23 protein-coding genes are annotated in these 24663 nt (G+C 45.0%); 15 read left to right on the top strand and 8 right to left on the bottom strand.

Features of this window, described 5'->3' with window-relative positions; all coding sequences use genetic code 11:
• Nucleotides 1–49: 49 nt before the first annotated feature.
• The gene (locus ACLWNV_RS17325; protein ID WP_413585704.1) at nt 50–631 is read left to right on the top strand and encodes a hypothetical protein; all 582 of its coding nucleotides are present in this window, start codon (nt 50–52) and stop codon (nt 629–631) included.
• 168 nt (nt 632–799) lie between these two features.
• Nucleotides 800–1807, top strand: coding sequence for an alpha/beta fold hydrolase (locus ACLWNV_RS17320; RefSeq protein ID WP_413585703.1), 1008 nt, complete (start codon nt 800–802; stop codon nt 1805–1807).
• Nucleotides 1808–1881: 74 nt separating this feature from the next.
• Here ACLWNV_RS17320 and ACLWNV_RS17315 read toward each other — a convergent pair whose 3' ends face one another.
• Together ACLWNV_RS17315 and ACLWNV_RS17310 are read right to left on the bottom strand one after the other, a co-directional pair.
• On the bottom strand, nt 1882–2436 hold the full coding sequence (locus tag ACLWNV_RS17315; protein WP_413587650.1) for a transposase: 555 nt from the start codon (nt 2434–2436) through the stop codon (nt 1882–1884).
• 131 nt (nt 2437–2567) lie between these two features.
• On the bottom strand, nt 2568–4025 hold the full coding sequence (locus ACLWNV_RS17310; protein WP_413585701.1) for a tetratricopeptide repeat protein: 1458 nt from the start codon (nt 4023–4025) through the stop codon (nt 2568–2570).
• Between the two features lie 110 nt (nt 4026–4135).
• Here ACLWNV_RS17310 and ACLWNV_RS17305 point away from each other — a divergent pair, with 110 nt between their 5' ends.
• Entirely contained in the window at nt 4136–4555 is a 420-nt protein-coding gene (locus ACLWNV_RS17305) for a hypothetical protein (protein WP_413585700.1), read from the top strand.
• Between the two features lie 39 nt (nt 4556–4594).
• Nucleotides 4595–4897, top strand: a complete 303-nt coding sequence (locus ACLWNV_RS17300) for a hypothetical protein (RefSeq protein WP_413585699.1) — start codon at nt 4595–4597, stop codon at nt 4895–4897.
• Nucleotides 4898–4980: 83 nt separating this feature from the next.
• Here the strand turns inward: ACLWNV_RS17300 and tig are convergent, their stop codons facing one another.
• Nucleotides 4981–6294 (bottom strand): trigger factor, encoded by a 1314-nt coding sequence (gene tig, locus ACLWNV_RS17295; protein ID WP_413585698.1) that lies wholly within the window; start codon nt 6292–6294, stop codon nt 4981–4983.
• A 117-nt stretch (nt 6295–6411) separates the two neighbouring features.
• Between tig and ACLWNV_RS17290 the strand changes: the two genes are divergently transcribed.
• From ACLWNV_RS17290 to ACLWNV_RS17265, 6 genes are all read left to right on the top strand, one after another.
• Entirely contained in the window at nt 6412–7284 is an 873-nt protein-coding gene (locus tag ACLWNV_RS17290; RefSeq protein WP_413585697.1) for an ArsA family ATPase, read from the top strand.
• On the top strand, nt 7281–8360 hold the full coding sequence (locus tag ACLWNV_RS17285; protein WP_413585696.1) for an ArsA family ATPase: 1080 nt from the start codon (nt 7281–7283) through the stop codon (nt 8358–8360). Before ACLWNV_RS17290 ends, ACLWNV_RS17285 begins: the two co-directional genes overlap by 4 nt.
• Nucleotides 8357–9451 (top strand): tetratricopeptide repeat protein, encoded by a 1095-nt coding sequence (locus ACLWNV_RS17280; protein ID WP_413585694.1) that lies wholly within the window; start codon nt 8357–8359, stop codon nt 9449–9451. The genes ACLWNV_RS17285 and ACLWNV_RS17280 overlap by 4 nt, the downstream gene beginning before the upstream one ends.
• A gap of 21 nt (nt 9452–9472) precedes the next feature.
• Nucleotides 9473–10708, top strand: coding sequence for a glutamate--cysteine ligase (gene gshA / locus ACLWNV_RS17275; RefSeq protein ID WP_413585693.1), 1236 nt, complete (start codon nt 9473–9475; stop codon nt 10706–10708).
• Nucleotides 10709–10834: 126 nt separating this feature from the next.
• On the top strand, nt 10835–11326 hold the full coding sequence (locus ACLWNV_RS17270) for a hypothetical protein (RefSeq protein ID WP_413585692.1): 492 nt from the start codon (nt 10835–10837) through the stop codon (nt 11324–11326).
• A gap of 76 nt (nt 11327–11402) precedes the next feature.
• Complete coding sequence (locus tag ACLWNV_RS17265) at nt 11403–12032, top strand: hypothetical protein (RefSeq protein ID WP_413585691.1); 630 nt, start codon at nt 11403–11405, stop codon at nt 12030–12032.
• Here ACLWNV_RS17265 and ACLWNV_RS17260 read toward each other — a convergent pair.
• Both ACLWNV_RS17260 and ACLWNV_RS17255 read right to left on the bottom strand, forming a co-directional pair.
• The gene (locus ACLWNV_RS17260; RefSeq protein WP_413585690.1) at nt 12029–13579 is read right to left on the bottom strand and encodes a phospholipase D family protein; all 1551 of its coding nucleotides are present in this window, start codon (nt 13577–13579) and stop codon (nt 12029–12031) included. The two genes, ACLWNV_RS17265 and ACLWNV_RS17260, sit on opposite strands and share 4 nt — an antisense overlap.
• Nucleotides 13580–13686: 107 nt before the next feature.
• A complete protein-coding gene (locus ACLWNV_RS17255; RefSeq protein ID WP_413585689.1) occupies nt 13687–15198 on the bottom strand; it encodes a leucyl aminopeptidase in 1512 nt (503 codons plus the stop codon).
• A gap of 174 nt (nt 15199–15372) precedes the next feature.
• Between ACLWNV_RS17255 and ACLWNV_RS17250 the strand changes: the two genes are divergently transcribed.
• A complete protein-coding gene (locus tag ACLWNV_RS17250; protein WP_413585688.1) occupies nt 15373–15978 on the top strand; it encodes an ATP-dependent Clp protease proteolytic subunit in 606 nt (201 codons plus the stop codon).
• 6 nt (nt 15979–15984) lie between these two features.
• Nucleotides 15985–17280, top strand: a complete 1296-nt coding sequence (clpX, locus tag ACLWNV_RS17245) for an ATP-dependent Clp protease ATP-binding subunit ClpX (RefSeq protein ID WP_413585687.1) — start codon at nt 15985–15987, stop codon at nt 17278–17280.
• Between the two features lie 82 nt (nt 17281–17362).
• Here clpX and ACLWNV_RS17240 read toward each other — a convergent pair whose 3' ends face one another.
• The 3 genes from ACLWNV_RS17240 to ACLWNV_RS17230 all read right to left on the bottom strand — a co-directional run bounded on the left by ACLWNV_RS17240 (nt 17363) and on the right by ACLWNV_RS17230 (nt 19810).
• Nucleotides 17363–17812 carry a hypothetical protein gene (locus tag ACLWNV_RS17240; RefSeq protein ID WP_413585686.1) on the bottom strand — a complete coding sequence of 150 codons (450 nt, stop codon included), beginning with the start codon at nt 17810–17812 and terminating at the stop codon, nt 17363–17365.
• An 88-nt stretch (nt 17813–17900) separates the two neighbouring features.
• Nucleotides 17901–18290 carry a response regulator gene (locus ACLWNV_RS17235; protein ID WP_413585685.1) on the bottom strand — a complete coding sequence of 130 codons (390 nt, stop codon included), beginning with the start codon at nt 18288–18290 and terminating at the stop codon, nt 17901–17903.
• A complete protein-coding gene (locus ACLWNV_RS17230) occupies nt 18287–19810 on the bottom strand; it encodes an ATP-binding protein (protein ID WP_413585684.1) in 1524 nt (507 codons plus the stop codon). Before ACLWNV_RS17230 ends, ACLWNV_RS17235 begins: the two co-directional genes overlap by 4 nt.
• Before the next feature lie 340 nt (nt 19811–20150).
• Between ACLWNV_RS17230 and lon the strand changes: the two genes are divergently transcribed.
• From lon to ACLWNV_RS17215, 3 genes are all read left to right on the top strand, one after another.
• Entirely contained in the window at nt 20151–22670 is a 2520-nt protein-coding gene (lon, locus tag ACLWNV_RS17225) for an endopeptidase La (RefSeq protein ID WP_413585683.1), read from the top strand.
• A gap of 180 nt (nt 22671–22850) precedes the next feature.
• Nucleotides 22851–23780 carry a carboxymuconolactone decarboxylase family protein gene (locus tag ACLWNV_RS17220; protein ID WP_413585682.1) on the top strand — a complete coding sequence of 310 codons (930 nt, stop codon included), beginning with the start codon at nt 22851–22853 and terminating at the stop codon, nt 23778–23780.
• A 26-nt stretch (nt 23781–23806) separates the two neighbouring features.
• Nucleotides 23807–24655: an EamA family transporter gene (locus ACLWNV_RS17215; protein ID WP_413585681.1), complete on the top strand. Its 849-nt coding sequence runs from the start codon at nt 23807–23809 to the stop codon at nt 24653–24655.
• Nucleotides 24656–24663: the final 8 nt, after the last annotated feature.

Raw genomic sequence — 24663 nt, 5'->3', positions numbered from 1 at the left:
AAAATAGGGGACTTACTCTACCGCTCTTCTTAATGGTGGAGGGGTTCCCGTGTTTAAGAATATACTCACATTTATATGCGCCAGCATATCCGTCGTCGGAGCAGTTCATGCAGCCGACGCTGTGGGTTTTTCGTCAGGTTCCCAGTTCCAAGCAACTCCCATTGAAGGCCAAGTCCACGTAACCTGCGAAGGGTTCAACGGCGGAGGAGCGGCCACATTCACTTGTCGCGATGTGGTTTTAGATCCCGTTTCCTATGATTACTTCATGGGACCCCGGGACGCTCGCGCTGTCCGGTATGAACTGCGCAATCTTCGTGAAGATGGTTCTGTTCGCACCAAAGAGGACGATTACAGCGGCTCCCAAGGTCGCAGTGGTTCCGCGATCAATCTTTGGATTTCCACGATTTTTCAAAAGCCATTGTTAGCTGCCGGTAAAAACAAAATCAGTTACGCAGTATACGCCTCTAACAATCGTGAACCCCTAAGCCACGGCGAATTCTCAATCAACGTCGCCCGAAACGCTTCCCGCGTCTGCCCAAGCACTCATTACAACTCCGCCGACGTCAACGACTGCAGCAGCCAATACTCCGTCTGCCAACGCTACTTCCAACAATTCAACAACTGCCGCTAAAGGTACGGACACACATTTGGTAGTGCATATGCGTTATCACTAAAGATACGTGCTTACTTTCCTATACATTTTTCCCGTTTTGCCAGTCATCAAGTTTAGTACACTAAAGTAAGAAACACTTTGGAACAGCAAGGTCATCTCTTATGATTTTCCTTTAGGAGAACGATAATGAGAAACCTACTTTTGCTTCTGCTACTTGTTCTATCGGCGTGTGCATCTCAACCAGAAAAAGTTGAACAGAAACCAGTCGCTATTAAAGGCTTTGATGCTGAACTAACTCAGTTCAACTACCCATTCCCAGTTTCGTTCTATTCTTTCAGAGCCCAAGGTCAGGATTTAAAAATGGCCTATATGGACGTGGCTCCTGATAAGGGTTCAGAAAAAGTGATTGTGCTTTTCCACGGCAAAAACTTTTCCGGTTATTATTTCGAAGACATGGCGAAAGTATTGGTTAGCAAAGGCTATCGCGTAATCATGATCGACCAAATCGGATTTGGAAAATCCACCAAGCCTGCTGAATTCCAATATTCACTTCACGCTTTAGCATCATACTCAAAAATGCTGATGGACAATTTGAAAATCGAAAAGTATCAGCTTCTGGGACACTCCATGGGAGGAATGTTAGCGGCTCGCTATGCACTGATGTATCCGAATAATGTGACGAAACTATTCATGGTTAATCCCCTGGGCCTTGAAGACTGGAAAACATTAACGACATATAAAAGCGTCGATCAGCTTTACGATAGCGAACTTTCAAACAACATCGACAAAGTAAAAAAATATCAACTTGATCACTACTACGACAACAAATGGCAGCCTGAATACGACAAATACCTAGTACCTGCAAAAGGCTGGTTCGATGGTCCCGACTACCCACGCATCGCATGGACATCAGCTCTAACGTCAGAGGCAATCTTCACTCAACCGGTGTACTACGAATTCAAAAACCTAAAAATGCCGACAGTGCTGGTTGTAGGAACCAAAGACACAACAGCCATTGGAAAGGCCTGGGCACCTGAAGAAAACAAAAAGAAAATGGGCAACTACCCAAAAATGTCCAAGGACGTAATCAGCAAAATCAAAAAAGGAAAGCTGGTTTCACTACCGGGCATGGGCCACACCCCATTCATCGAAAACCCAGAAAAATTCTGGAAAGCCTTCACCCCGCAACTCTAAAGGTCTCTCCAAAGGTACGGACACACTTTTGGTAGCAATACCGCATCAAACGGCGAATTTTTTTTCGCCGTTGATTACATTGGAATCCTAGTTTTGCGATCCCTCATCTTGAATTCTGTTTTCTTCAACGATCTCTGGATCGCCAAATACTCATCGATATTCATTTCGGAATTCAGCCAGGTCACAGTGTCTGGCGGAAACTCTGAAAACCACTCATCACGAGCTGATACTGAAACGTCAGTACTGTTCAAGGTGGAAAACGAGTAGCGTTCTACATCCTTTGTTATTCCCGCTGTGACGGGGTTCCTAGCGACGTATTTGTAGATTTTTACGAAATGCTCTGGCGTTCGGATTACGCTCGGCTTATAGGGCCCTCCGAAAACATGATTAATTCGGCCAGTTTCATAATTAATGGCCTTACTGACCGATTTTTGGAGATAGTTCATTGCCTCGCCCAGTGTGTGTTTTTCGGAGCAACGGCATATCATGTGATAGTGATTATCCATGAGAACGAAAAGATAAATCGTAATTCCGTACTTCTCTTGCGTGAGTCGGAGATACCTCGAAAAAATTCGCCAACAAAATGCAGTTGGTAAGTAAAACCAGTCCTTATTATTTGAACGAGCCATGACGTGATAAGGATACTCATGAGTATAAATGATCTTTTTTCTTGCCATACTCGGCGCTGGAGCTAAATAGATGCCAACAGTGAAAACTATTATGCGCTGATACTACCAAAAGTGTGTCCGTACCTTGGCCGTTAGCCCACAGCTTTAATTACGTATTTGGTGCTTCGACCCTGATACCTTTTTTCAATGCTTCCGCTCATCATCTCTGAAACCAAAGCACGATGAGTGGAGGCTTTCGATAGACCCAATACTTCAATTGCTTCTATCATTCCGAACTCATTTCCAGTGCCGAATGCTTGCTGCAGTTTCTGCTTTGTCGACAGGTTCTCTAGTGCCTGGAATGAGTCTTTCGATAAAACAATTCCCATGGGTTTTAGCTGAATTAATTGATATCTGCGTTTTGTGCATTTAACGGAAAGCGGGATGCTATTTTCTTGAAACCATGTTCGTAGCCTTTTCAACGCTTGATGAACTACGGTGGGGGAGTGGTCTGCGATAAAGTGAGACCCTGGAAAGCCTGACGAGTAAATCCCACCCACGCGAACAGGGTTGTAGAAATCTCTCAGTAAGGTCATAAGCATGCGATGTATCTGAGGAGTGATTTCAATTGGCTTGCGATTGAAGTGAACTTGTAGTTCCGACAGATCAAGTACTGCGCCGTTCTTATCCCCCCATACGTAGCGTTTTTCTATTTTTGCCCGCGGGAATCGCCGGCGTATTTGTGAACGGAATTCTTCATACGGAGTTCCAAAGTAAAGATGATTGAATAATTCATCATTAAACTTAATCTGCAAACTTTTATAGGCACAATGTCTATGACTTTCAAACTCGCCCAACGCAACAGCTTCTTCCATGGTTTTCGCAAGCTCGGCAGTCCTTTTGCTTCGTAAGGATTCGTTGATGGCAATTTGTCTGTGAATCAAAAACGCATCAGAGGTTTGAGAGTCCCCAAAGATCTCCATTGCTTGATTCAAATCTTTGCTTGAGTTTGTGAGATCTCGCCGCTGTTCAAAAGCCTGCGCTCGAATATGAAGCGAGTTCGCAAGCAAGCGGGCATATGATTTTCTTGCTGCTTCATTCGCTGCTCTGGTTGAGATTGCAATAGCGGAATCGATATCACCCGCACCCAGAAGGGCCTCTGCCAAGTTCACATCACCTGCAAGACGAAGATATTCATCTTTTTGTACTCTCACGTACTTTTTCAGCAAAGGAATGGCTTTAGAATGCTCCCACACCTCAAAGTAACACCAGGCCTTTGCCATAAGTGCCTCGGAAACTGAATGAGTAGTCACGTGTTTTAAAACATCCAAGGCTTCTGTGACACATCCAATGAGAGTAAGCAGATTTGCATACTCAGCCTTAAACTCAAGACTTTGCCTATCCACGGTTTGTTTTTTTGAAATCTGTCTCTGTAAAACTTTTATTCCGGCGGAAATCTGCCCCGTTCTTCGGGCTAATCTGGCCACCCGAATAGCATCATTTGTCGAAACTTTTGACAGAGGGATCTTCTTAAAATTTCGAGCGGCTTTAAATACTTGGCCACTTCTTAGGAGTTCTTCAGAGGCTTCAATTAACTTTAAATAGCTCATAAATCCTCCTTTTGCGTGAATTCCTTTCGTCTCATAATATCAGTTTTAATATATAACGCAATAGGTTAAAAATCTCTTCGAAGCAATTCAAAATAACAAAGGAAGTACTTATGAAATTTCTAATGACAGCGGCTTTAGTATCTCTCGTTTCTCTTTCAGCCTTCGCCAGTCCACAAAATCAAATGGTACGTTTCGACGGCGAAACTCACATCATAAAACTCACTGGAAGATTTGCGACTGTTACAAGAGAAAATAAAAGTGAAGATGATAAAGTGGAAATAAGACGCTGTGGAAAGCAGTTCAGTGTATTGCTGTTGAATGATCCTATCGTGGTAAGTCTTACCTCTCCAGAGTCAGGCGAAAAGATTGACGTAGTTGTTCAATATCTTCGCACGTGGGGAGAAATGAATGTGAAGGAATTGGAGAGCGGTTTTGTTGAAGTTACGGGAGTCATCGGAGAAGAGACACTGGGTTTATGCTCTCCAGGAATGGCAATCTTCGATTCCAGATATTACCCATTGGCAAAGTAATAGAACAGTTTCGAGCACAAAATAACAAAGGAGACCTATATGAAGAAACTAATGGTAATGATAGCGGTAACAGTAACAGGATTTGCAATTTCAGCTAATGCAGGTGAACTGAAAGGCGTCACCGTTAAAGACTTAACTATATTGGGTAAGTTAATGAAGGATTGGTACCAAGGTTCGGAGATTATTTCTCTGATTGCACATAAAGATGAATATAGTCGTAGTTATGAACTTGTTTCGAAGTCCGACGGAATTTGTCTTTTCTCGGTAATTGGGGAACTGGATTTACCGGGCAAGCCTCTTTATACAGTACCCAGCTCTGTTGAAGAAGTTCCTTGCGAGTAAGCAAAAAAAGAAAAAGGCTCTCTTGCGAGAGCCTTTTCATGACACGGCATTGCTACCAAAAGTGTGTCCGTACCTTTTGACAATTAGTTTTGTTCGTCTTTGAATGTACCGGCTGGAACTTCTTTGATTTTGATAGTTTTGTTCAAGAAGTTGATCACTTTTTCTTCAGTGATTTGGTAAGTCAGGCGGCTTGATTGCTCAGGACGGCCATAGAATTCTTTGATGCGGGAAACTTCGATACCAGTTTGTTTTGCGTATTCTTCGAATTTCGCATCAACGTCTTCTTTTTTCGCGAATAGATCATGTTTTTTCGCAACAGCATCAACCAAGAATGAAGATTGGATCATTTCAGTTGCTGTGTTTGTGAAATCTGCATCCCATTTTTGAACGTAAGAAGAGAAGTCAGCTTCGCCCATGCCTTGGTCAGCCATGCGTTTTTTGAAGTCTTCAACCAATGAAGCTTTTTGCTCTTTCAACAAAGAGGGAGGAACTTCAACTGGATTTTCTTTTACCAAAGCTTTCAAAGTGCGGTTTTTGAAGCCGTCTTCGATACGCTTTTTGTCGTTTTGCTCAAGGTCTTCCTGGATTGTTTTTTTCAAGTCAGCCAAAGACTCTGGTCCACCCAAAGTTTTGATGAACTCATCGTTCAATTCAGGCAATACTTTTGCTTTGATTTCTTTCAAAGTAACTTTGAACTCAACTGGTTTACCAGCAAGCTCTGCAGAGTGGTATGGATCCGGGAATTTCAAAGTAAGAGTTTTGTTCTCGCCTTTTTTCATTCCGATGATGCCATCTTCGAAACCTTCGATGAACTGGTTAGCACCCAACTCAAGGTTGTGGTCTGTGCCAGCACCGTTTTCAAGAGGCGCGCCGCCCATGAAACCGTTGAAGTCGATGATCGCAACGTCGCCTTTTTTAGCAGCGCGATCTTCAGTTACTGTTTCGAAAGTTGCGCGGGATGAACGGATGTTTTCCAACACTTGGTCAACTTTTTTAGCGTCGAATTCGAAAGCTTCTTTTTCAACTTCCAAACCTTCGTATTTTTTCAAGTTGATCTCTGGACGAACATCAAATGCTGCAGAGAAAGAGAAATCTTTGTCAGCAGACGGATCAGCGAACTCAAATTCTGGGTAGCTGATAGGATCAAGTTTGTGCTCTTCCAACGCTTGCGCGTAGTGTTTTTGAACCAAGTCTTGAACTACGTCTTGTTTTACGCGGTCGCCATAGATGGATTTGATTGTGTTCAAAGGAGCTTTACCTTTACGGAAGCCTTTGATTTCCACGTCTTTTTGGATGCTAGTGAACACTTTGTTGAAAGATGCTGCCACAACTGCAGCTGGGATTTCGATATTCATCTTTCTGGAAAGGTTAGACACCTTTTCTACGTTTGATTTCATGCGATTACTCCTACATGTTAAAAGCCGTCGGATAGTAGGTTATGCCCTCTCTGAAGGCACCTTATAATGCCATGCGTAATGCCTATATTTCCAAGCTCAGAGACACTTTAAAGAACTATGCAGCAAGAGATTCATTTTGTGACGGGAAAAGGGGGCGTTGGTAAGTCGGTGATAGCCGCGGCGCTTGCTTTGAAATACAGCCGTCAGGGAAAAAAAGTGCTTCTGGTCGAACTTGGAGATCAAAGTTTCTTCAAGGATTTCTTTGACTTAGATGATGTCACTTTCAATCCTCAGGAAATCAAACCGAATCTCTCGCTCGCGCTATGGACCGGCGAATCCTGTCTGCGGGAGTACGCCCAGCATCTGATCAAGGTGGAAAGCCTGGCGAAGCTTTTCTTTGATAATGCCGTGATGAAGGCTTTCATAAATATCGCTCCGGGACTTCCAGAGCTTGCGATGCTGGGAAAAATCACTTCGGGGCCCCGTAAATATGGTCCTCCCATGAACTTCGATTGCGTCGTGGTGGATGCATTTGCAACGGGACACTTCAAAGCTCTTCTTGCGGCACCCAGTGGAATGGCGCAGGCAGTGCAGATTGGTCCCATGGGCGAGCAAAGTCGCAGCATCATTCGCGTCCTGCAGGATCAGAATATTTCAAAATACCATATAGTATCTTTGCCGGAAGAACTTCCACTGAAAGAATCTGCCGAGCTCGCTGAATATCTGAAAAGCGAATTCACGGTGGAGCCCGGCCTTGTCATGAACAAAGTACTGGAAGTGAATCTTCCACTTCCAGACGTGCAGAAGGCCGAAACACTTACAAATTCTGATCTGGGGATGTTTGCGCAGTATATTGAGCAACAACTTGCCAGACAGAAAGTGATGATAGAGCAAGCCAAAAGCAGCTTCAAAAAAATCTCGAAAGTCCCGCTGTTTTTCGAAACAGAACCGTGGAAGCTTGTTGAAAAAGCTGTGGAGAAAGTTCCATGAGCTGGCAGCTTTTAAAAGACACGAAAGTACTTGTTTGTGTGGGCAGCGGGGGAGTGGGTAAAACCACCGTTGCCGCAGCAGTCGGCGTTCTTGCTGCCAAAGAGGGTAAGAAAGTTTTGGTTCTAACCATCGATCCCGCAAAGCGCCTGGCGCAAACACTGGGAATCGAAGGCACGAACGATATCACTAAAGTTCCAGGTCAAAATTTTAAAGGCGAGCTTTATGCTTCAGTCATTGATCACAAGAAAACTTTTGACGAATTCGTCGAAAGAGCCGCACAGAAATCCGAAGCTGTGCGCAGAATTTTTGAAAACAGTCTCTACAAGCAGCTTTCCACCAGTCTTAGTGGTTCTCAGGAATTTACGTCACTGGAAAAACTTTACTCAGTCTATGAGTCCGGCAAATTTGATCTGATTATTCTGGATACTCCACCGACCAAACATGCCCTGGACTTTTTAAAGGCCCCACAAAAACTGGCAACACTTTTCAGTGAAGGTGTGGCTAAGTGGTTCCGCGATCCTGAAGGAAAAAAATCGGGAATCTTTGGTCACCTGATTCAGGCGGGAACGCGCCAGGTTTTGAAAGTTCTGGAAACGTTAACCGGGTCACAGTTCATTCGGGAATTGGGTGATTTCTTTATCAATATCGAACAGTGGCAGGGAAAGCTTTTGCAGCGAACCACCGAGGTTCAGCGCATGCTGGTCGCTCCAACCACGCGGTTCTTTTTGGTCACAAGTTTTGATCAGGCCAAACTTAAAGAGGCGGAGTTTTTCTCGCGGGAAATTCGTAAGGGCGGATACAATCTGGACACGGTTATATTGAATCGTGTTTTTCCTCATTGGCTGGACCTCCGGGTAGGTTATGAGGGCGGCACAGCCGAGCAAGGCCTTGTGGACTTGTACATGCAAATGAAGACCTATTACAATCATAGGGATGCGATCTATCGTCAGTTTGAAAAGAAGATGTCGCGTGATGCCCGTGTTTTAAGAATCCCGGATTTGGTAAAAGACGTTTCAGACCTTTCGGGACTTGAAGAAATAAGCGCCCTCATTACTGAGGAGGAGAAGGTTCCATGAAAAAACTGATCAGCCTGTTTGTTCTTTTTTCTCTTACGGGTTGCAGCTTTTTTCAAATGAACCGCAGTGAAGAAGGGACTCTTCAAAGCCAAAGACTTCTTGAAGAGAAAGATCTAAACACCGCACAAGAAAGTCTTAAGTCAGGTAACTTTCCCGAAGCACTTAAGCAGTTCAAACTTTTCCAGCAAACTTACCCCGTATCAACATATCTGCAATTTTCCCGAATTGGCGAAGGACAAGCTCTTGAAGGTCAGGAAGAATGGTTTCAGGCAGCTGCAGTTTATCGTGATGTGATTCTAAAAACGCGAAATCTTCAGCCGGATATTGCGGCACTTGCCAGCTATCGTATGTCGTTTTGTGATGAAGCCCTTGGTGATGATCAAAAAACTATTGCGAGTCTTTTGGATGCAAGAGGTCTGCGGGATTCTTTGCCGTTAACCGTGGGCTATGCCGAAATTCCGGCAAGGCTGGCCGCTGCTTACAGTCGTGTGGGACGCGAAAAAGAAGCGATCCAGTATTTGAACGAGGCAGAAAAAGGCATTGCTAAAATCCGTGCCGAAGCCGATGCGACCAAGCTTGAAAAAGACTGGTTGGCAAAAACTTACTATCAAATGGGGAGCGTATCCACCAATCAGCTTTCAACTGAAACGTTTGACGGCTTCGTGAACTCGCAAACCCTGATGCAGATTTATCTGATCAAAACTCTGGAACTTAATGACTCGCGTTGGTCCCCGAAGGCATTAAAACAGCTTGCGGTAATTTACGGCGAAATGTATCTACAGGTTGAATCCGTTCAGCAAAACCCCAGTCTTCAGGCGCACTTGGGTGGCGCTTTGATTCATTTGATCGATCGTGCAGAATTATACCGACCGATCACTGGACAAACCCTGAATAGTTATCAGATTGAGTTTTTCACATTAACGAATGATGTGCGCAGCAAAACAGAAGGACTTCTGTATCAGGGCCATGAATCCATGGGTCTGACGGAGGAGTCTAAGAAGCTTAACAGCATTAAAAGATCCGGTCGCATCAAGGTCGAAACTCAGTTACCTGAGAAAAAGGTCGCCCCTGGTGTGGATCCAAATTTGTAGTTAAGATTTTAAGGAGATTAAATGGCGAAGCTAACCCTTCACAAACAAACACTCGCCAACATGAATGAGATTTGTGCCTGGTTTACGGCCAAGTCCAAAGAGTATCAATATCCGATCTACTCCAGTTATGATATCCGTGACTCCGGATATAAGATCACCAACGTTGATGCGAATATCTTTCCGGCGGGTTTTAACAATATCTGCCCAACAGACAAGGAAACTTCCGTTAGTCTGATGAATAAATACATCACTCAGCACTACGGCGACAAAATCAAAAAAGTTTTGCTGGTTACGGAAGAGCACACTAATAATGCATTTTATTGGGAAAATGTTTTTACCATCAAATCCCTGATCGAAGCCTCCAGTATCGAAGTGCGTGTGGCGATTCCCCGCGAACTTGAAGCGCCAGTTCAGATCACCAGCTCCGCCGGAAACGAAATCACGGTCTATTCCGCATTGATGAACGGCAGCCTGATGAGTGAATACAAGCCTGATTTGATTATCAGCAATAATGACTTTTCAATGGCTTATGAAGAGTGGACTAATTCAGTCAGTAAATTCCCAATGAATCCACCCCACGAACTGGGTTGGTATCAGCGTAAGAAAAGCACTTACTTTAAATACTATAATCAGCTGGTCGAAGAGTTCAGTGCGATTGCTAAAATCGACCCGTTCTTAATGACTGTTGAGACAGAACTGTTTGAGCACTTTGATATTGGTGATGAAAAAAGCCGTGATGAACTCGCTGCACGCGTGGATGCGATGCTGGCTCGTCTGAAGGATGAGTATCAAAAACGCGGAATCAATCAGGAGCCTTTCGTATTCGTGAAAAACAATGCCGGCACTTATGGTCTGGCAGTTATTCGCGTGGGCTCTGGAGCCGAAGTGAAAGAGTGGAGTTATAAATCACGCAAAAAAATGAAGGCTGCCAAAGGTGGCCGTGATGTTGAAGAAGTGATTATCCAGGAAGGTATTCCATCTATCGTAGAAGCCGATGGCGCAAGTGCTGAGCCGGTTATTTATATGATTGGCTGTGAGCTTGCCGGAGGGTTCTTAAGAACCCACTCCGAGAAAAGCTCCACGGAAAGTCTTAACAGCCCCGGGGCTGTATATAAGCGCCTTTGTGTTTCGGACTTGGCAATCAATACGCCAGGGTGTCCTCAGGAAAACGTGTACGGATGGACCGCAAAACTGGGTCTTTTGGCGATCGCCCATGAGGCCCGCGAACTTAATGCGCAGTTCAAAGGATATACTTAGTTAGAGTCAGTTTTTGACCCCTGTCATTGTCTTAGACAGGGGTTGTTACCTCAGCTTTCATCTTTTCCATTTGAGCCGGGAACGGCCCTTGCTCCTGAGTGGTTGCCCACGAAATCAGGAGGTCCCATGACAATCGGAAATCAACTTGTAAAACACATTCGTATGACGGCTTTGACTCTTTTAGGTTTGGCTATGACCTCACCAGCGGTGGCTGCGATGACCAGCGGTCAGTTTCAGGTAACCTTAACGATTGTCGATGTGGCGCAGATGTCGGCAGAGGGTTTTTCATCTAATCCTGCCGACTATACCGGCGGCAAATATATCACAGCTTTGACTGATGCCCGTGACGGCGAAAGAATCGGAATTTATCTAAATGGTCAGCAGGTTGCCTCTGCGATCTCCAATAAAGGCGTCATCAACTTTCAGTTGAACGCTAAAGACACCAAAAATATTAACGTCAGTCTTAAATCCAAAGGCCGCGAGGTCCAGGTGATCCAGGCAGCATACCGTTCCCGCGCCAATGCGCCGGTTCCGCATATGGCTTTGGATCCACAAATTCGCCAGATCCAGGTCGGCAATCAAACCATGAACGTACAAAGTGTCATCATCACTTACTAGACGATAGACCTGCAAAAATTAGAAATCCCTAAGCAAAGCCCGGGCTCATGTTATTCTGCATGTAAGAGGAACTGATATGCAAAAATATGTGGGAGTCTTCGGGCTTTTCTTTGTCTGTTTTGTTGCGGGCTATGCCTTGGTTTACAAAAATACGGAATTCACTTCCATCAGTCGTGATCCTGCAGCAGTTCGCGCGGGCTATGATTTCTCTCATTTGTCTGGCGAAAATCTTCAGGACGCCGTGAAACAACGATTGGTTTCGGGCTTTGAACTTAAAAAAGCTCCAGGTGCTTCGGGTCTTTCCTTGGGTCACTTCGTATTCGTTGATCAATATGGCCAAAGAAAACTGGCGTGCCAGGAATTCGCAAAAGTCAGTTTCGTTTTTGAAGCCGAAGGCGTTTCTGTTTCTGGGGAAAAGCCATCCATGGAAGTGGAAGGTGCCTGCGAGTATTCCAACGACATGGCCAAGATCAATCCTCTATGGGTTCCAATTGCAAAAATTCTGGGTGAAAATCCTGCGGACGGGGAATTCAATTTCAATGAAGGAAATGCAGTGACTGTGAGATTTGCAAATCTTCCGGATCATTGGCCAAAAACATGGTTGTTGAAATCAGTTCGCATGAAAAATGTGAACTCGTCTGATCTAACCATCGAAAGCAACGAGGTTGCACGCTACCTGGGTCACCCGATCGTTGTGAATTTCTAAAGCTGCCGTTCTGGCACTATCCACGAAAGCATGGATGCCTTAGCCCGCTGCCACCAACTGGTTTCGGGCTCTGAAGATAAAGTTTCTTTCACTCCATTTTCATAGGTCGTCCACGTTAGGGACGATTGTTCATTAAGCCCCAGCTGATATGCTATTTCCGGTAAGTTTTCTTCAAACTGTCTGGAAAACTGTTCGGCCATTTCGGGACTGTCGATGATTACTCCGACTTCTGTATTTAAATAGACCGAGCGTGGATCCAAATTCATCGAGCCCACCAAAATTTTCTTTCGATCAAACACCAGGGTTTTCCCGTGAAGACCTGCGTGGGAGGAGCTGGAGCCCAGACTTTTTTTGCGCTTAACCAGATTTTTGTGATCCTTGGGTTTTAATTCATAAAGTAAAACACCGTCGCGCAATAAGTCTTTGCGATATCCCTTATAACCCGAGAAAACGACTGCCACGTCCCCAGACGCCAGGGAATTTGTCAGTACCGTGATTTTGGTTCCGGATTCGATCTTCTTTTTTAAAGCTTCCACACCATCCTCACCCGGAACGAAATACGGGGAAATCATCAGGATTTCTTTTTTGGAGTTCTTCATAAACGGGGAGATCTGTGACTGAAGATTATTTAACTGTTCGCTATCTTGTTGATCAAATTTTTCTGGCGGATCAAAGATAACCTGAGCTGTTGCCCAATAAAGTTTTAAGTTGCCGGTGATAAAGGGATTCTCAAGTTCATTTCGGCTAAGGTTTTTAATGTACTCAGTCTCGGCAGCTTTTCTTGTTTCCGCTTTGGCGTTGTTTCGAAAATCTGCGTAATCCTGCTCGGATGGATTTAAATTTGCGGTCAGGGATTCGATCGGATAGGAAATTTCCGCATTCCAGTAGGTATCAAACTGATGGCTTAAGGATGGCACCACCGGTCCGATCGCCCAAATATCCAGATCACCAAAATTCATCTCGTTGCTGGCCCAGAAATATTCATCACCGATATTTCGTCCACCGACGATCGCTATTTCACCATCAACGATGAACACTTTGTTGTGCATTCTTTTGTCGATCTTGTTGAAGGTAAAAAAGTCCATAAAACGCAGGTTGCGATGAGCGAATGGGTTCACCATGCGAATTTCGATATTGGGGTGCATATCCATGTGGCGCAGAAATTTTTCGTGCTTACCAAGATTTAAATCATCCAGAAGGATTCTGACCCGAACACCGCGATCAGCGGCTTTAAGGGTTTCCTCGATCATGATTTTTCCGGTCAGATCGTTATTCCAGATATAATATTGCAGATCCAGGGATCGTTCAGCAGCGCGAATGGCAGTCACGCGGGAAATAAAGGCGTCCTCACCTGAAAATAGTGCGTGAAATCCCGAGAGGCCATTGTGCTGTTTCAATTTGCTTCGGATGTTTTTGGAGATTGTTGTTGCCGGATCGGCGGGCAAACTTAGGCTGGGAGTTCTTTTGACATTCTTGGGTAGCGAGGCGCAACCTACAGGCAGCAACGAAAGAACTATCATGAATAGAAATAGAACGTGCTGTCTCATAGTTTAATTATCGTTTTTATTGCCGTTAGGGTGATAGGTCTAATGGTAAAAAACAAAAGGCCCTGGAGCAAGTCCAAGGCCTTCAAAATTAAATATATTCGTGATTATTAAACGTATTGTTTAGCAACTTCCACGAATGTGCGGATCATCGCGCCAGAAGCACCTTTTTTAGGAGCATATGGCAGGCGATTCCCAACAGCCCAGCCAGTTCCTGCGATATCGAAGTGAGCCCAAGGGATCTCTTCACCAACGAACTGCTCAAGGAATGCCGCGGCAGTTGCAGAACCAGCACCTTTACCAGCAGAAATGTTTGAAAGATCAGCGTAAACGCCTTTCATGTCTTTAACGTGGAAATCTGTCAAAGGCATGTTCCAAACCCACTCACCGGATTGAACAGCAGCTTTTTCAATTTTGGATTTCAAAGCCGTGTTGCGAGTGAAGTAACCAGTGTGTGTGTTGCCCAAAGCAACAACCATCGCGCCAGTCAAAGTCGCAGCGTCACAGATAACCTGCGGAGCCAACTCAGTCGCGTAAGACAAAGCGTCTGCAAGGATCAAACGACCTTCAGCATCCGTGTTGTTCACTTCGAATGTTTTACCGTTACGAGCCGTGTGAACGTCACCTGGCTTAGTCGCAGAACCGTTGATAAGGTTTTCAGTGGAAGCCACCAAACCAACAGCGTTTACTTTCAATTTCAATTGAGCGATTGCAAGCAAAGTACCGATAACATTAGCGCCACCGCACATGTCGTATTTCATCTCTTCCATGCCAGCACCTGGCTTGATAGAAATACCGCCGCAGTCAAAAGTCAGACCTTTACCTACAAAGCAAACCGGCTTTTTGGAAGCCGCAGCACCTTTGTATTCCATGATGATGAAACGTGGTTCTTGATCAGAACCCGCAGCAACGCCAAGAAGACCGCCCATTTTTTCTTTTTTGATGCGAGCTTTATCCCAGACAGTCACTTTTAGATTTGTGATGCCTTTAGCTGCTGCCACTGCAGAGTCAGCAAGGATTGTCGGAGTCATCAAGTTACCTGGCATATCACCAAGGCGACGGGAGAAGTTAACAACGTTAGCCAAAACAGAGCCTTCATGGAAAGCTGCTTTAACAGCTTTGTCAGCCGCCATTTTTGTAACTACGTGAACATTCAATTCGTCTTCAGCTTTTTTAGCTTTAGTCGTCGATTTCAATTCGTCGAATACGTAAGAAGTCAGAACCAGGCCTTCAGCTACGGCTTTTGCAAAGCTAGCCGCATCTTTTTTGGAAACTGTGATGCCGTCAAAGTGCAAAGCTGCTTCCTTAACATTCAAAGCTTTGATCGCTTCAAGTGCAGAAGCCACGGATTGGCGTACAGATTCATGTGTGATTTCGTTTTCTTTACCCAGACCCACAACAATAAGATGACGATAGCCACTGATGTTGAATTCACGGAAAGTGATCGCTTCCTGGTGTTTCCCTGTGATTGTTTTTTCAGAGATAGAATCAACCAGCTGTTTGTTCAGCTCATTATGAGTCACTTTCGCAAGCTTGTCTTTTTGTGAAGGAGACTTTGAAAACACGACCAAAGCCGGGCAAGTCAAAGTATCAATATCTTTGTTCAGTAAGTTAAAAGCCATAGTTAAACCTCTTAAAATGATTGTGTAATTCGGCTTTGTTAGATGTAACATAGCACTCCTAGGGGTCAAAGGCTTTTTCATAAAGTCTTGCTGGAGTATTCCGATAGGTAGCACAGCATAAGACCTTAAAATTCCTTCGGCGGTGGCCGGGGTAGACAACACTAGGAGACATCAGTGGCACTCATTCCTTACGTCATAGAGCAAACTTCAAAGGGTGAAAGATCATACGACATCTATTCACGCCTCCTTAAAGACCGTATTATTATCCTGGGTTCGCCGGTCACGGATGAAGTAGCCAATGCATTGATCGCCCAGTTCCTTTTCCTGGAGTCTGATAACCCGGAAAAAGATATCCATTTGTACATCAACTCCCCAGGGGGCAGCGTGTCTGCGGGCCTGGCGATTTACGACATGATGCAGTTTGTGAAGTGCGACGTGGCGACATATTGCATGGGTATGGCGGCTTCCATGGGTTCTTTGCTTTTGACAGCAGGGACGAAAGGTAAACGTTATAGCCTTCCGAACACACGCATCATGATCCATCAGCCGCTTCTTTCTGGTGGTGGTTTGTCTGGTCAGGTGACGGACATCGAAATTCATGCTCGTGAATTATTGAGAACCAAAGAAAAATTGACTCGTATTTATGAAACTCACACGGGTAAAGACTATCAATTCTTGAAAGATCAAATGGAAAGGGACAATTTCATGGACCCTTACCAGGCGAAAGAATTTGGTTTGCTAGATCACGTTGTAGAATCTCGTAAGGCAAAAAAAGGGTAATCAGAGATGACGACTAAAGATACCAACGGCGCATTGAGATGTAGTTTCTGCGGAAAAGGCCAAAAAGAAGTTAAAAAACTGATTGCCGGTCCTGGCGTGTATATCTGTGATGAGTGTATTGACCTTTGTAACGACATCATCGACGAGGAAAAAGAGAAAGAGACAGCCGTAAAAGGTACCTTCAAAGTACCTAAACCGGCTGATATCAAAACTTACCTTGATGATTACGTGATCGGTCAGACTCAAGCCAAAAAAACTTTGGCAGTTGCAGTTCACAATCACTATAAGCGTGTGAACGCGATGTCTGGTGGTAAAAAATCCGCTGAAGTGGAAATGCAAAAATCCAACATCCTTTTGATCGGTCCTACGGGTTCCGGTAAAACTTTGTTGGCACAGACAATTGCAAAAATCCTTAACGTTCCATTCGCGATGGCGGATGCAACGACTTTGACTGAAGCAGGTTACGTGGGTGAAGACGTTGAAAACGTTGTCCTGAACCTTCTTCAGGCTTCTGACTATGACGTGGAAAAAGCGCAAAAAGGCGTTATCTACGTGGACGAGATCGATAAGATCTCCCGTAAGTCGGAAAATCCATCCATCACTCGTGACGTATCGGGTGAGGGTGTGCAGCAGGCCCTTCTGAAAATCCTGGAAGGTACCGTTGCAAATCTGCCTCCGAAAGGTGGTCGTAAACATCCACAACAGGAATTCATCCAGGTGGATACTACGAACATTCTTTTCATCGTGGGCGGTGCCTTCGTTGGTTTGGATAAAATCATCGAAAGCAGAACGACTAACAAAACATTGGGTATCGCAGCGGAAATCCGCACTGCGACTGAATCGGCACAGGCGGATCTGCTTGCGAAAGTGGAGCCGGATGACTTGTCCAAGTTCGGTTTGATCCCAGAGTTCATCGGTCGTTTGCCAGCGATCGCAGTATTGGGTCAGTTGGACGAAGATGCGTTGATGGATATCCTGGTTCGCCCTAAAAATGCGATCACCAAGCAGTACCAAAAACTATTCTCGTTCGAGGGTGTTGAGTTGAAGTTTACTGACAAGGCTTTGCGTGCAGTTGCACAAATGGCTTTGAAACGTAAAACAGGTGCCCGCGGTCTGCGCGGTGTTCTGGAAACTGCAATGCTCGACATCATGTACGATATTCCTTCTAAAAATAACGTGAAGGAAGTTGTCATCGATGAAAACGTGATCAACGACGGCGGAGCTCCGATGGTTGTTTATAAAACCGAAGAGGAAATGAAAGCCGAAGCTGAAGCAGAAGCTAAAAAGAAAGATTCCGCTTAGCACGTAGCGCTTACGCGCCGAGAATCGAAAATCGAAAATAGAAGTGAAACCCCCAGGGAGACATCTCTGGGGTTTTTTTGTTTTATGGGAGTTTGATTACGTAGGCTTTTAGAGTGGCGCCTGGGACGACGGATGTCGTTGCTGTGACTCTTACGCCTTTGGGAAGATCTTCGACCTGAGTGTCCTTGTAGTCGATATTGAAGTCGATTTTTCGGGAGCGGTCATTCGGGCAGGTGAAGACGCCTTTAAAGTAGCGGCCATTTGTGCTTAGCGTGCCCCATTCGTCATAGAAGGAGCTGTTCTTCATCACAAATGAGCCCTGGCAGGTCGGCTCCATGCGGCCGTCTTTATAGTAGCGAGTGATTTCAAATTCGCGGTTATTTAAAACTTTGAATTTCATATAAACCTTTTGGAACATATAGGATGCTTCGACATTGTAGCGACCGATGATGTTGTCAGCAGTGATCGGTGCGGCGAAAGCGGGAAGGCTTCCAGTCACCAGCAATACCAGTGGTAAAACGAACTTTTTCATTGGGATCCTCCTTGAGTTGTTTCGAGATGCTAATCTTATACGAAACTTCAAAGGCCGGAACCAAAGGCAAAACGGGAAATACGTTGGATTACAAAGAAAGATTCAGATCGGTTTTAAGCGCTTCGCCCAAAGCGTGAAAATCGACGGGCTTGCTAAGAAAGCGTTGAGCACCCAGTTGTTCAGCACGATTGCGAAACTCGGAAGACTCGTAGGCGCTGACCACGTAAAAGGGCAAAGTCTTATGCATCTTGCGGACTTCCTGAAGCAGTTCAAAGCCGTCCATTTCAGGCATATTGATATCAGACATGATCAGATCAACTTTGGGAGTGTCAGCAACTCGCAGATAGTTCAGGCAATCGATGGCACTAAGAAATGAAACAAGCTTAACTCCGCCAAGATCGGCGAAGAACTTCTTGAATTTCAATTTATAAAGCAGATGCGTATCTGCTTCATCATCGACGACCACAATATGAATCATGCATGAATTCTTTCGTGAACCATAGGTAGCGACATCACGAATTCAGTCCACTGACCAAACTCACTTGTGTACTTTAATGTGCCACCGTGCTTTTGAGCAATGTTAAACGCAACGGTGAGACCAAGTCCAGCACCTTCACCAGGTGCTTTCGTAGTGAGGAAAGGATCAAAGACTTTTTCTCCCAGGATGGAAGGGATGCCGATACCATTGTCACGAATGGAAATTTCCACATTGTCCCCACGGACCGCAGTGGAAATCGTCAACTCAGGTTCGGTGTTTCGTTCATTTAGAACTTTCTTCTCTAGCGCATGAATTGAATTATCAATGATGTTTGACAGGGCTCGCATCAAGGATGCGGAGTAAGCCTGGGCATGAATGGAATCTGTCAGGCGATAATTTACTTTCGGCGGAATGTACGCAGACCCCAGGGCACGATTTGCAATTGTCTGCTGGTAAGCTCTTTTCACGATCTCATTGATGTCTGTGTTTTCCAGAATATCGCTGTCATATCCCGAAAGAATCTGCATGGAGCGCACAATCTGATCGATACGCTGGCTGTGTTTTAGAATAACACGACTGATTTCTCGGATTTCCTCGGTGTCTTCGGATTCACTTAGAAGCTCACTGAAATTCAATACGAAGTTAAGCGGATTGCGAATCTCGTGGGCCACGCTGGCAGTCAGACTTCCCAAAGAGGCCAGTTTTTCCTGAGCGACCAGGGTTGCCTGCATGCGTTTAATTTGAAGCATGGCTTTTTCAAGACTTTGATTCTTGGTCGTAAGTTCGCGTGTGCGATTCATAACCTTGTGCTCAAGAGCCTGATTCAATTGTTCCAATTGTTGGTTCGCTTCCAAAAGTTCGACTTTGAACTGATTGATGGATTCGACCAGAATATCCAGTTCGTCTTTCACTTCGCTGGATTGACGGTTCAGATGCAGTTCACCACGCGTGCGCTCATCCGAAGTCAGGTACTCAACGATTCGCTTAATGTGAACCACGACGATGTGGTTAAAGATAAAGTACAAACAGAAAACCACGATCATCGTCTTTGCGGCTTGACGGATAAAGATCCAAATAGCTTCGTGGAAATACTTTTCGCGCAGGTTTCTTACATCCAACTCAACATCCAGGGTGCCCAGCACTTCGTTGGTGTTCTTGTGCAGGATCTCAAAACTGCGATGACTTTCCTCAGCCGGGTCGGTGATACCGGTTTCGTAAATAGTTTTGTTGTCGGCCACGAGCTTCAGGTAACTCACACCTTGCAAACGGCTTAGTCCATCCAGCTGAATTTCCAACAGGCGAGTGTCATAGGACCATAAGTGCTCGGCCATGGAATCCAGATAGGAGTTCTTGATAATGGAAAAATTGTTTTGCAGTTTGTCGAAGTCTTTCTGGTAATCCAAAATAAGCTGACCCGCCGTTAAAATTAACGTCGCAAACGAGCTGACGGCCCAAGTTGCAATAAGCAGCTTAAGACTCAGGGAGTTGGCATTGGACCATTTGGATTCTTTACGTGTCACATAGCACTTATCGAACAAGTTTGGAAAAAAGGGGACCAAAATCTGTCTAAGCGGTATTACAATTCAGAAAGTTTTTCTAATTTTCATACGGTTTTGGGGTCCGGAAGCATATGCAAGGTGAGGGTGGAAAAATGCCTTAAAAGTGGGCATTTTCTGGCATGAAAACTGACAGGGGCCAGTCTTCTATTTTTCGAGCCACATATTGCTTCCCACCGTTTAGTTACCATAGTTAAATTAAGGAAGGATTCGCTAAGGTTTTTAACGGATTATTTAACCTGAATGAACATCCTCTTGTGTCCTAATACGCAAGAAGCTCGTTAACCCAAGGGAGGGAGAGGATATGAGCGAGGGAAAAGTCACACAACTACCGCTTTTGCCCCTAAGAGATTTGATCATATTTCCACATATGATGATGCCTCTGTTTGTAGGTCGCGAAAAGAGCATCAACGCTCTGGAAGAAGCGATGAGCAAGCAAACCGATATCGTTTTGGCTGCGCAAAAGGATGCTAAAACGAACAATCCCGAGCCCAAGGATATCTTCACGATCGGTACTGTAGGTACGATCATTCAGTTGCTTCGCCTGCCGGATGGAACTGTGAAGGTTCTGGTAGAGGGTAAACGTCGCGTAAAGATTAAGAATTTCGTGAACAACGAGAACTTCTTCATGGTCGCTGTCGAGTCCCTGGACGAAGACGGTACGAACATCGTTGAAGCCCAAGCTCTGGTTCGTTCCGTAAAAACGACTTTTGAAACTTACGTAAAATTGAACAAACGCATTCCACCTGAAATCTTGATGAGAGTTTCGACTATCGAGAATCCAGGGGAGTTGGCTGACATTATCGTGGCTCAATTGAACCTGAAGCTTGAAGACAAGCAGGCAGTTCTTGAGATTATCGATGCAAGCAAACGTTTGGAACATTTGTTGAACCTGATGACGGGCGAGATCGAAATCCTTGAAGTGGAGAAAAAGATCCGCACTCGCGTGAAAAAGCAAATGGAACGTTCTCAGAAAGAGTACTATTTGAATGAGCAAATGCAGGCTATTCAAAAAGAACTTGGCGAGAAAGACGACTACCAAGCGGAGCTTCAGGATCTAGAGATCAAATGTAAAAACAAAAAAATGTCTCAGGAAGCTAAAGACAAAGTGATGAAAGAGATCAAGAAATTGAAGCTTATGTCACCGATGTCAGCTGAGGCGACTGTAGTTCGTAACTACATCGACTGGATCTTGTCACTTCCATGGCAGGATTACTCCGAAGAGAAACATGACATCAAAAATGCCCAGCGCATTTTGGATGACGAGCACTTCGGACTTGAGAAAGTTAAAGACCGTATCCTTGAGTACCTGGCAGTTCTTTCGATTTCGAAAGACATGAAGGGCCCTATCTTGTGCCTTGCGGGTCCTCCGGGTGTTGGTAAAACATCTTTGGCGAAATCTATCGCTGAATCTTTGAATCGTTCTTTCGCACGTATCTCTTTGGGTGGCGTGAGAGACGAAGCAGAGATCCGCGGTCACAGAAAAACGTACGTAGGTGCGATGCCAGGTAAAATCATCCAAGCTTTGCGCAAGGTTGATAAAGGTAATCCACTTGTTCTTCTGGATGAAATCGACAAAATGGCGAATGATTTCAGAGGTGACCCTTCAGCCGCAATGCTAGAGGTTTTGGATCCAGAGCAAAACTCGACGTTCCAGGATCACTATCTTGAAGTTGAATACGATCTTTCAAAAGTAATGTTTATCGCGACGGCGAACAGCCTTCATACAATCCCACGTCCATTGTTGGATCGTATGGAAATCATCCAGCTTGAAGGTTATATCGAGCAGGAGAAATTCCACATCGCGAAAAACTACCTGGTTCCAAAACAATTGGAAAACCATGGTCTGAAAGATCATAAAGTTACGGTTAAAGATGAAGCTATCCGCGACATCATCCGCTTCTACACTCGTGAAGCCGGCGTCCGTAACCTTGAAAGACAAGTTGCAAACGTTTGCCGTAAGGTCGCTAAAGATATCGTGATGAGCGAAACTTTGAGTGATTTTAAATCTGAAGGCACTGCTAAGAAAGCTACTGGTAAAACAGCGGCTGCTAAAAAAGGTGCTAAAGGAGCTAAGACTTCTACGAAAGCTGAAACTGGTAAAAATGCAGGTTACGTTGTTACTTCGCAAAAACTGGTAGAGTTGTTGGGGCCTCATAAATTCAAATTCGGTCAAATCGAAGCTGAAAATGAAATCGGTCTTACCAACGGTATGGCTTGGACAGAAGTGGGCGGTGACTTGTTGGCTGTCGAAGTAAGTGTTGTGCCTGGTAAAGGTAAGTTCACAGTTACTGGTCAACTGGGCGACGTGATGAAAGAATCCTGTGCGGCAGCGATGAGCTACGTGCGTTCCAGAGGTCCTTTGTTCGGTTTGGACAAAGAATACTTCGCGAACATCGACGTACACATCCATTTGCCGGAAGGTGCAGTTCCTAAGGACGGTCCTTCAGCAGGTATCGCCTTGACGACGTCCATCGTGTCAGCGATCACGAAAATCCCGGTTAAGCGCACTGTTGCGATGACTGGTGAGGTTTCCCTTCGCGGACGTGTAATGGCAATCGGTGGTTTGAAAGAGAAAACTCTGGCAGCTCACCGTGGTGGCATCAAGATGATTATCTGTCCTAAAGAGAACGAAAAAGATCTTAAGGACATTCCTAAGGAAGTGATGAAAGACTTGAAAGTCATCCTTGTGGACCATGTGGATCAAGTGTTGATCAACGCTTTGGATATCAAAAATCCAAAAGAGATCTTCAAAATCCAAAAGGAACGCGAGTTTGGTATCAAGGCTCAGTACACTGGACAACAGAATGTTGCTCACCACTAACGGGCTGGTCTGCACACCGTCCCTGACGGTGTAGGACAACATCTGCGAAAATAGAAAATCGAAAATAGATTTGATGAAAGGGACTGGTCGAGAGACTGGTCCCTTTTGTTTTTTTGGGGCGGGGGTAACAGGAAAACTTTGGGGTGTTAGGATTTAGGTATTCTTACATTGGAGTTTTCTATGAAGGTTATTTTGCCGTTACTGGCTCCGCTATTGGTTTTTTTTGCAGCGTATGCTGCGCAGAAATCAGAGCAGGTTGTTCCCAGCAATCCCCAAGCTGAGATTGCGTACGAAGAAATTCGTGCGACTTTTGAGACCATTCCCACTTTTATGAAAGAGTTTCCACAGGAAGCTATCTCCGGCGCGTGGCAGGAGTTTCGCGACATTCAACTTAATCCTACGACTGCACTGACACCAAAAACCAAGGAGCTGATTGGGCTTGCCGTGGCGGCGCAAATTCCTTGTGTGTACTGCGTGTACTTTCATAAGCGTGCGGCCACCTTTAATGGGGCGACACCGCAGGAACTCAATTATGCAATTGCAGTTGCCGCGGATACTCGCAAGTGGGCGACTCATATTGAAGGCTCTCCGTTGCCGTTTGCGAAATTTAAAATCGATGTTGATAAAATGACGGGATTTTTAAGAAACAGAAAGCCAACCGAAGTCAGTGAAGTGAAGCCTGCGCCACTGATTGGTGATGGTAGCGCTGCTTACAAGGATATGGAAAAAACTGTGGGAATCACTCCGAACTTTGTTAAGAATTATGCGGCCAAGGGAATCGCGGGTGCCTGGAATGAGCATAAACTATTGAGTATGAATCCCAAGTCTCCTCTGGCTCCTGCAACGATTGATTTGATCAGTCTTGCCGTCTCTGCACAGACGCCCTGTCAAAACTGCGTTTACCTGTATTCAGAGTTTGCGAAACTTCATGGGGCTACGGAAGAGCAGCTGCGAGAAACCATCGCAATGGCAGCAGTGACGCGCCACTGGAGCACATTTTTGAATGGCTTGCAGCAACCGCAAAAAGATTTTGAACGAGAAGTCGATCAGATCTTTAAACGCATGGAAGACAGAAAAAATCAGATGAACAAACAAATCTCTTCCAAGTAGCTAAATGCACCCAGTATGATGGCCCGATGAACTCGGGCGCGCTTTTACTTTTATCTTCCGCATTTCTTCATGCCAGTTGGAATGCAATCGCAAAAACTACCAAAGACAAAGAAGCCTTCTTATTTGTCGCCATGACGGTCAGCAATCTGCTGATCGCATTTTCGCTACTTTTCTTTACCGAAAATTTCGAGGCGGGCACGCCGCTTATTTTTGCCATTCTATCGGGTGTGTTTGAAGGTGCGTATTTTGTTACGCTTGCCTGGTCGTTAAAGCAAAGCCAGTTGGGAAAAGCGTATTCCATCATGCGTGGTGGAGCGATGATTTTCGTCTGGATTATATCCACCATTTTTATGGGTGAAACGGCCACTCTGATTCAAACTGCTGGCGCAGCTTTGGTTTTAGCAGGCATCGTGGTTTTAAGTTTTCCTGGAAATACACCAAAGAAATCTGCTGACGGATGGTTTGCCAAGGTTCCGTGGGCCTGGGTTTGCGCGATATTCATCGGTGGATATCATTTAAGCTATCATCAGGCTCTCCATCATGGGGCCGAGCCGAAGAGTCTGTTCGCGGTGGCAATGGTCATCTCCTGGCCGTTCCTGTGGTTTGCAATGAGAGGCTCCAGAATGGAACGAGTTAAAGGCATTCTTCGGGACGAGAAGATAAAGGCTATTGCAGCTGGTGTCGCAGCAAATATGTCGTTCGTTATTTTTCTGTATGGATTAAAAGTTTCAGTGCCAGGATTTGCGATTTCTTTAAGAAATTCTTCGATCTTTTTTGCAGTGATTTTTTCATTTATCTTAAAAGAATCACTGACTCGGGTTCAATTGCTGGGAGCATTGATTGTCGGTGGGGGAGCTGTTCTTCTTAGTTTGTGAAGAACAGC

It is taken from the genome of Bdellovibrio sp. HCB274 (assembly GCF_047306075.1).
GTDB lineage: Bacteria > Bdellovibrionota > Bdellovibrionia > Bdellovibrionales > Bdellovibrionaceae > Bdellovibrio.
This window is presented reverse-complemented; position numbering and strand designations above follow the sequence as displayed.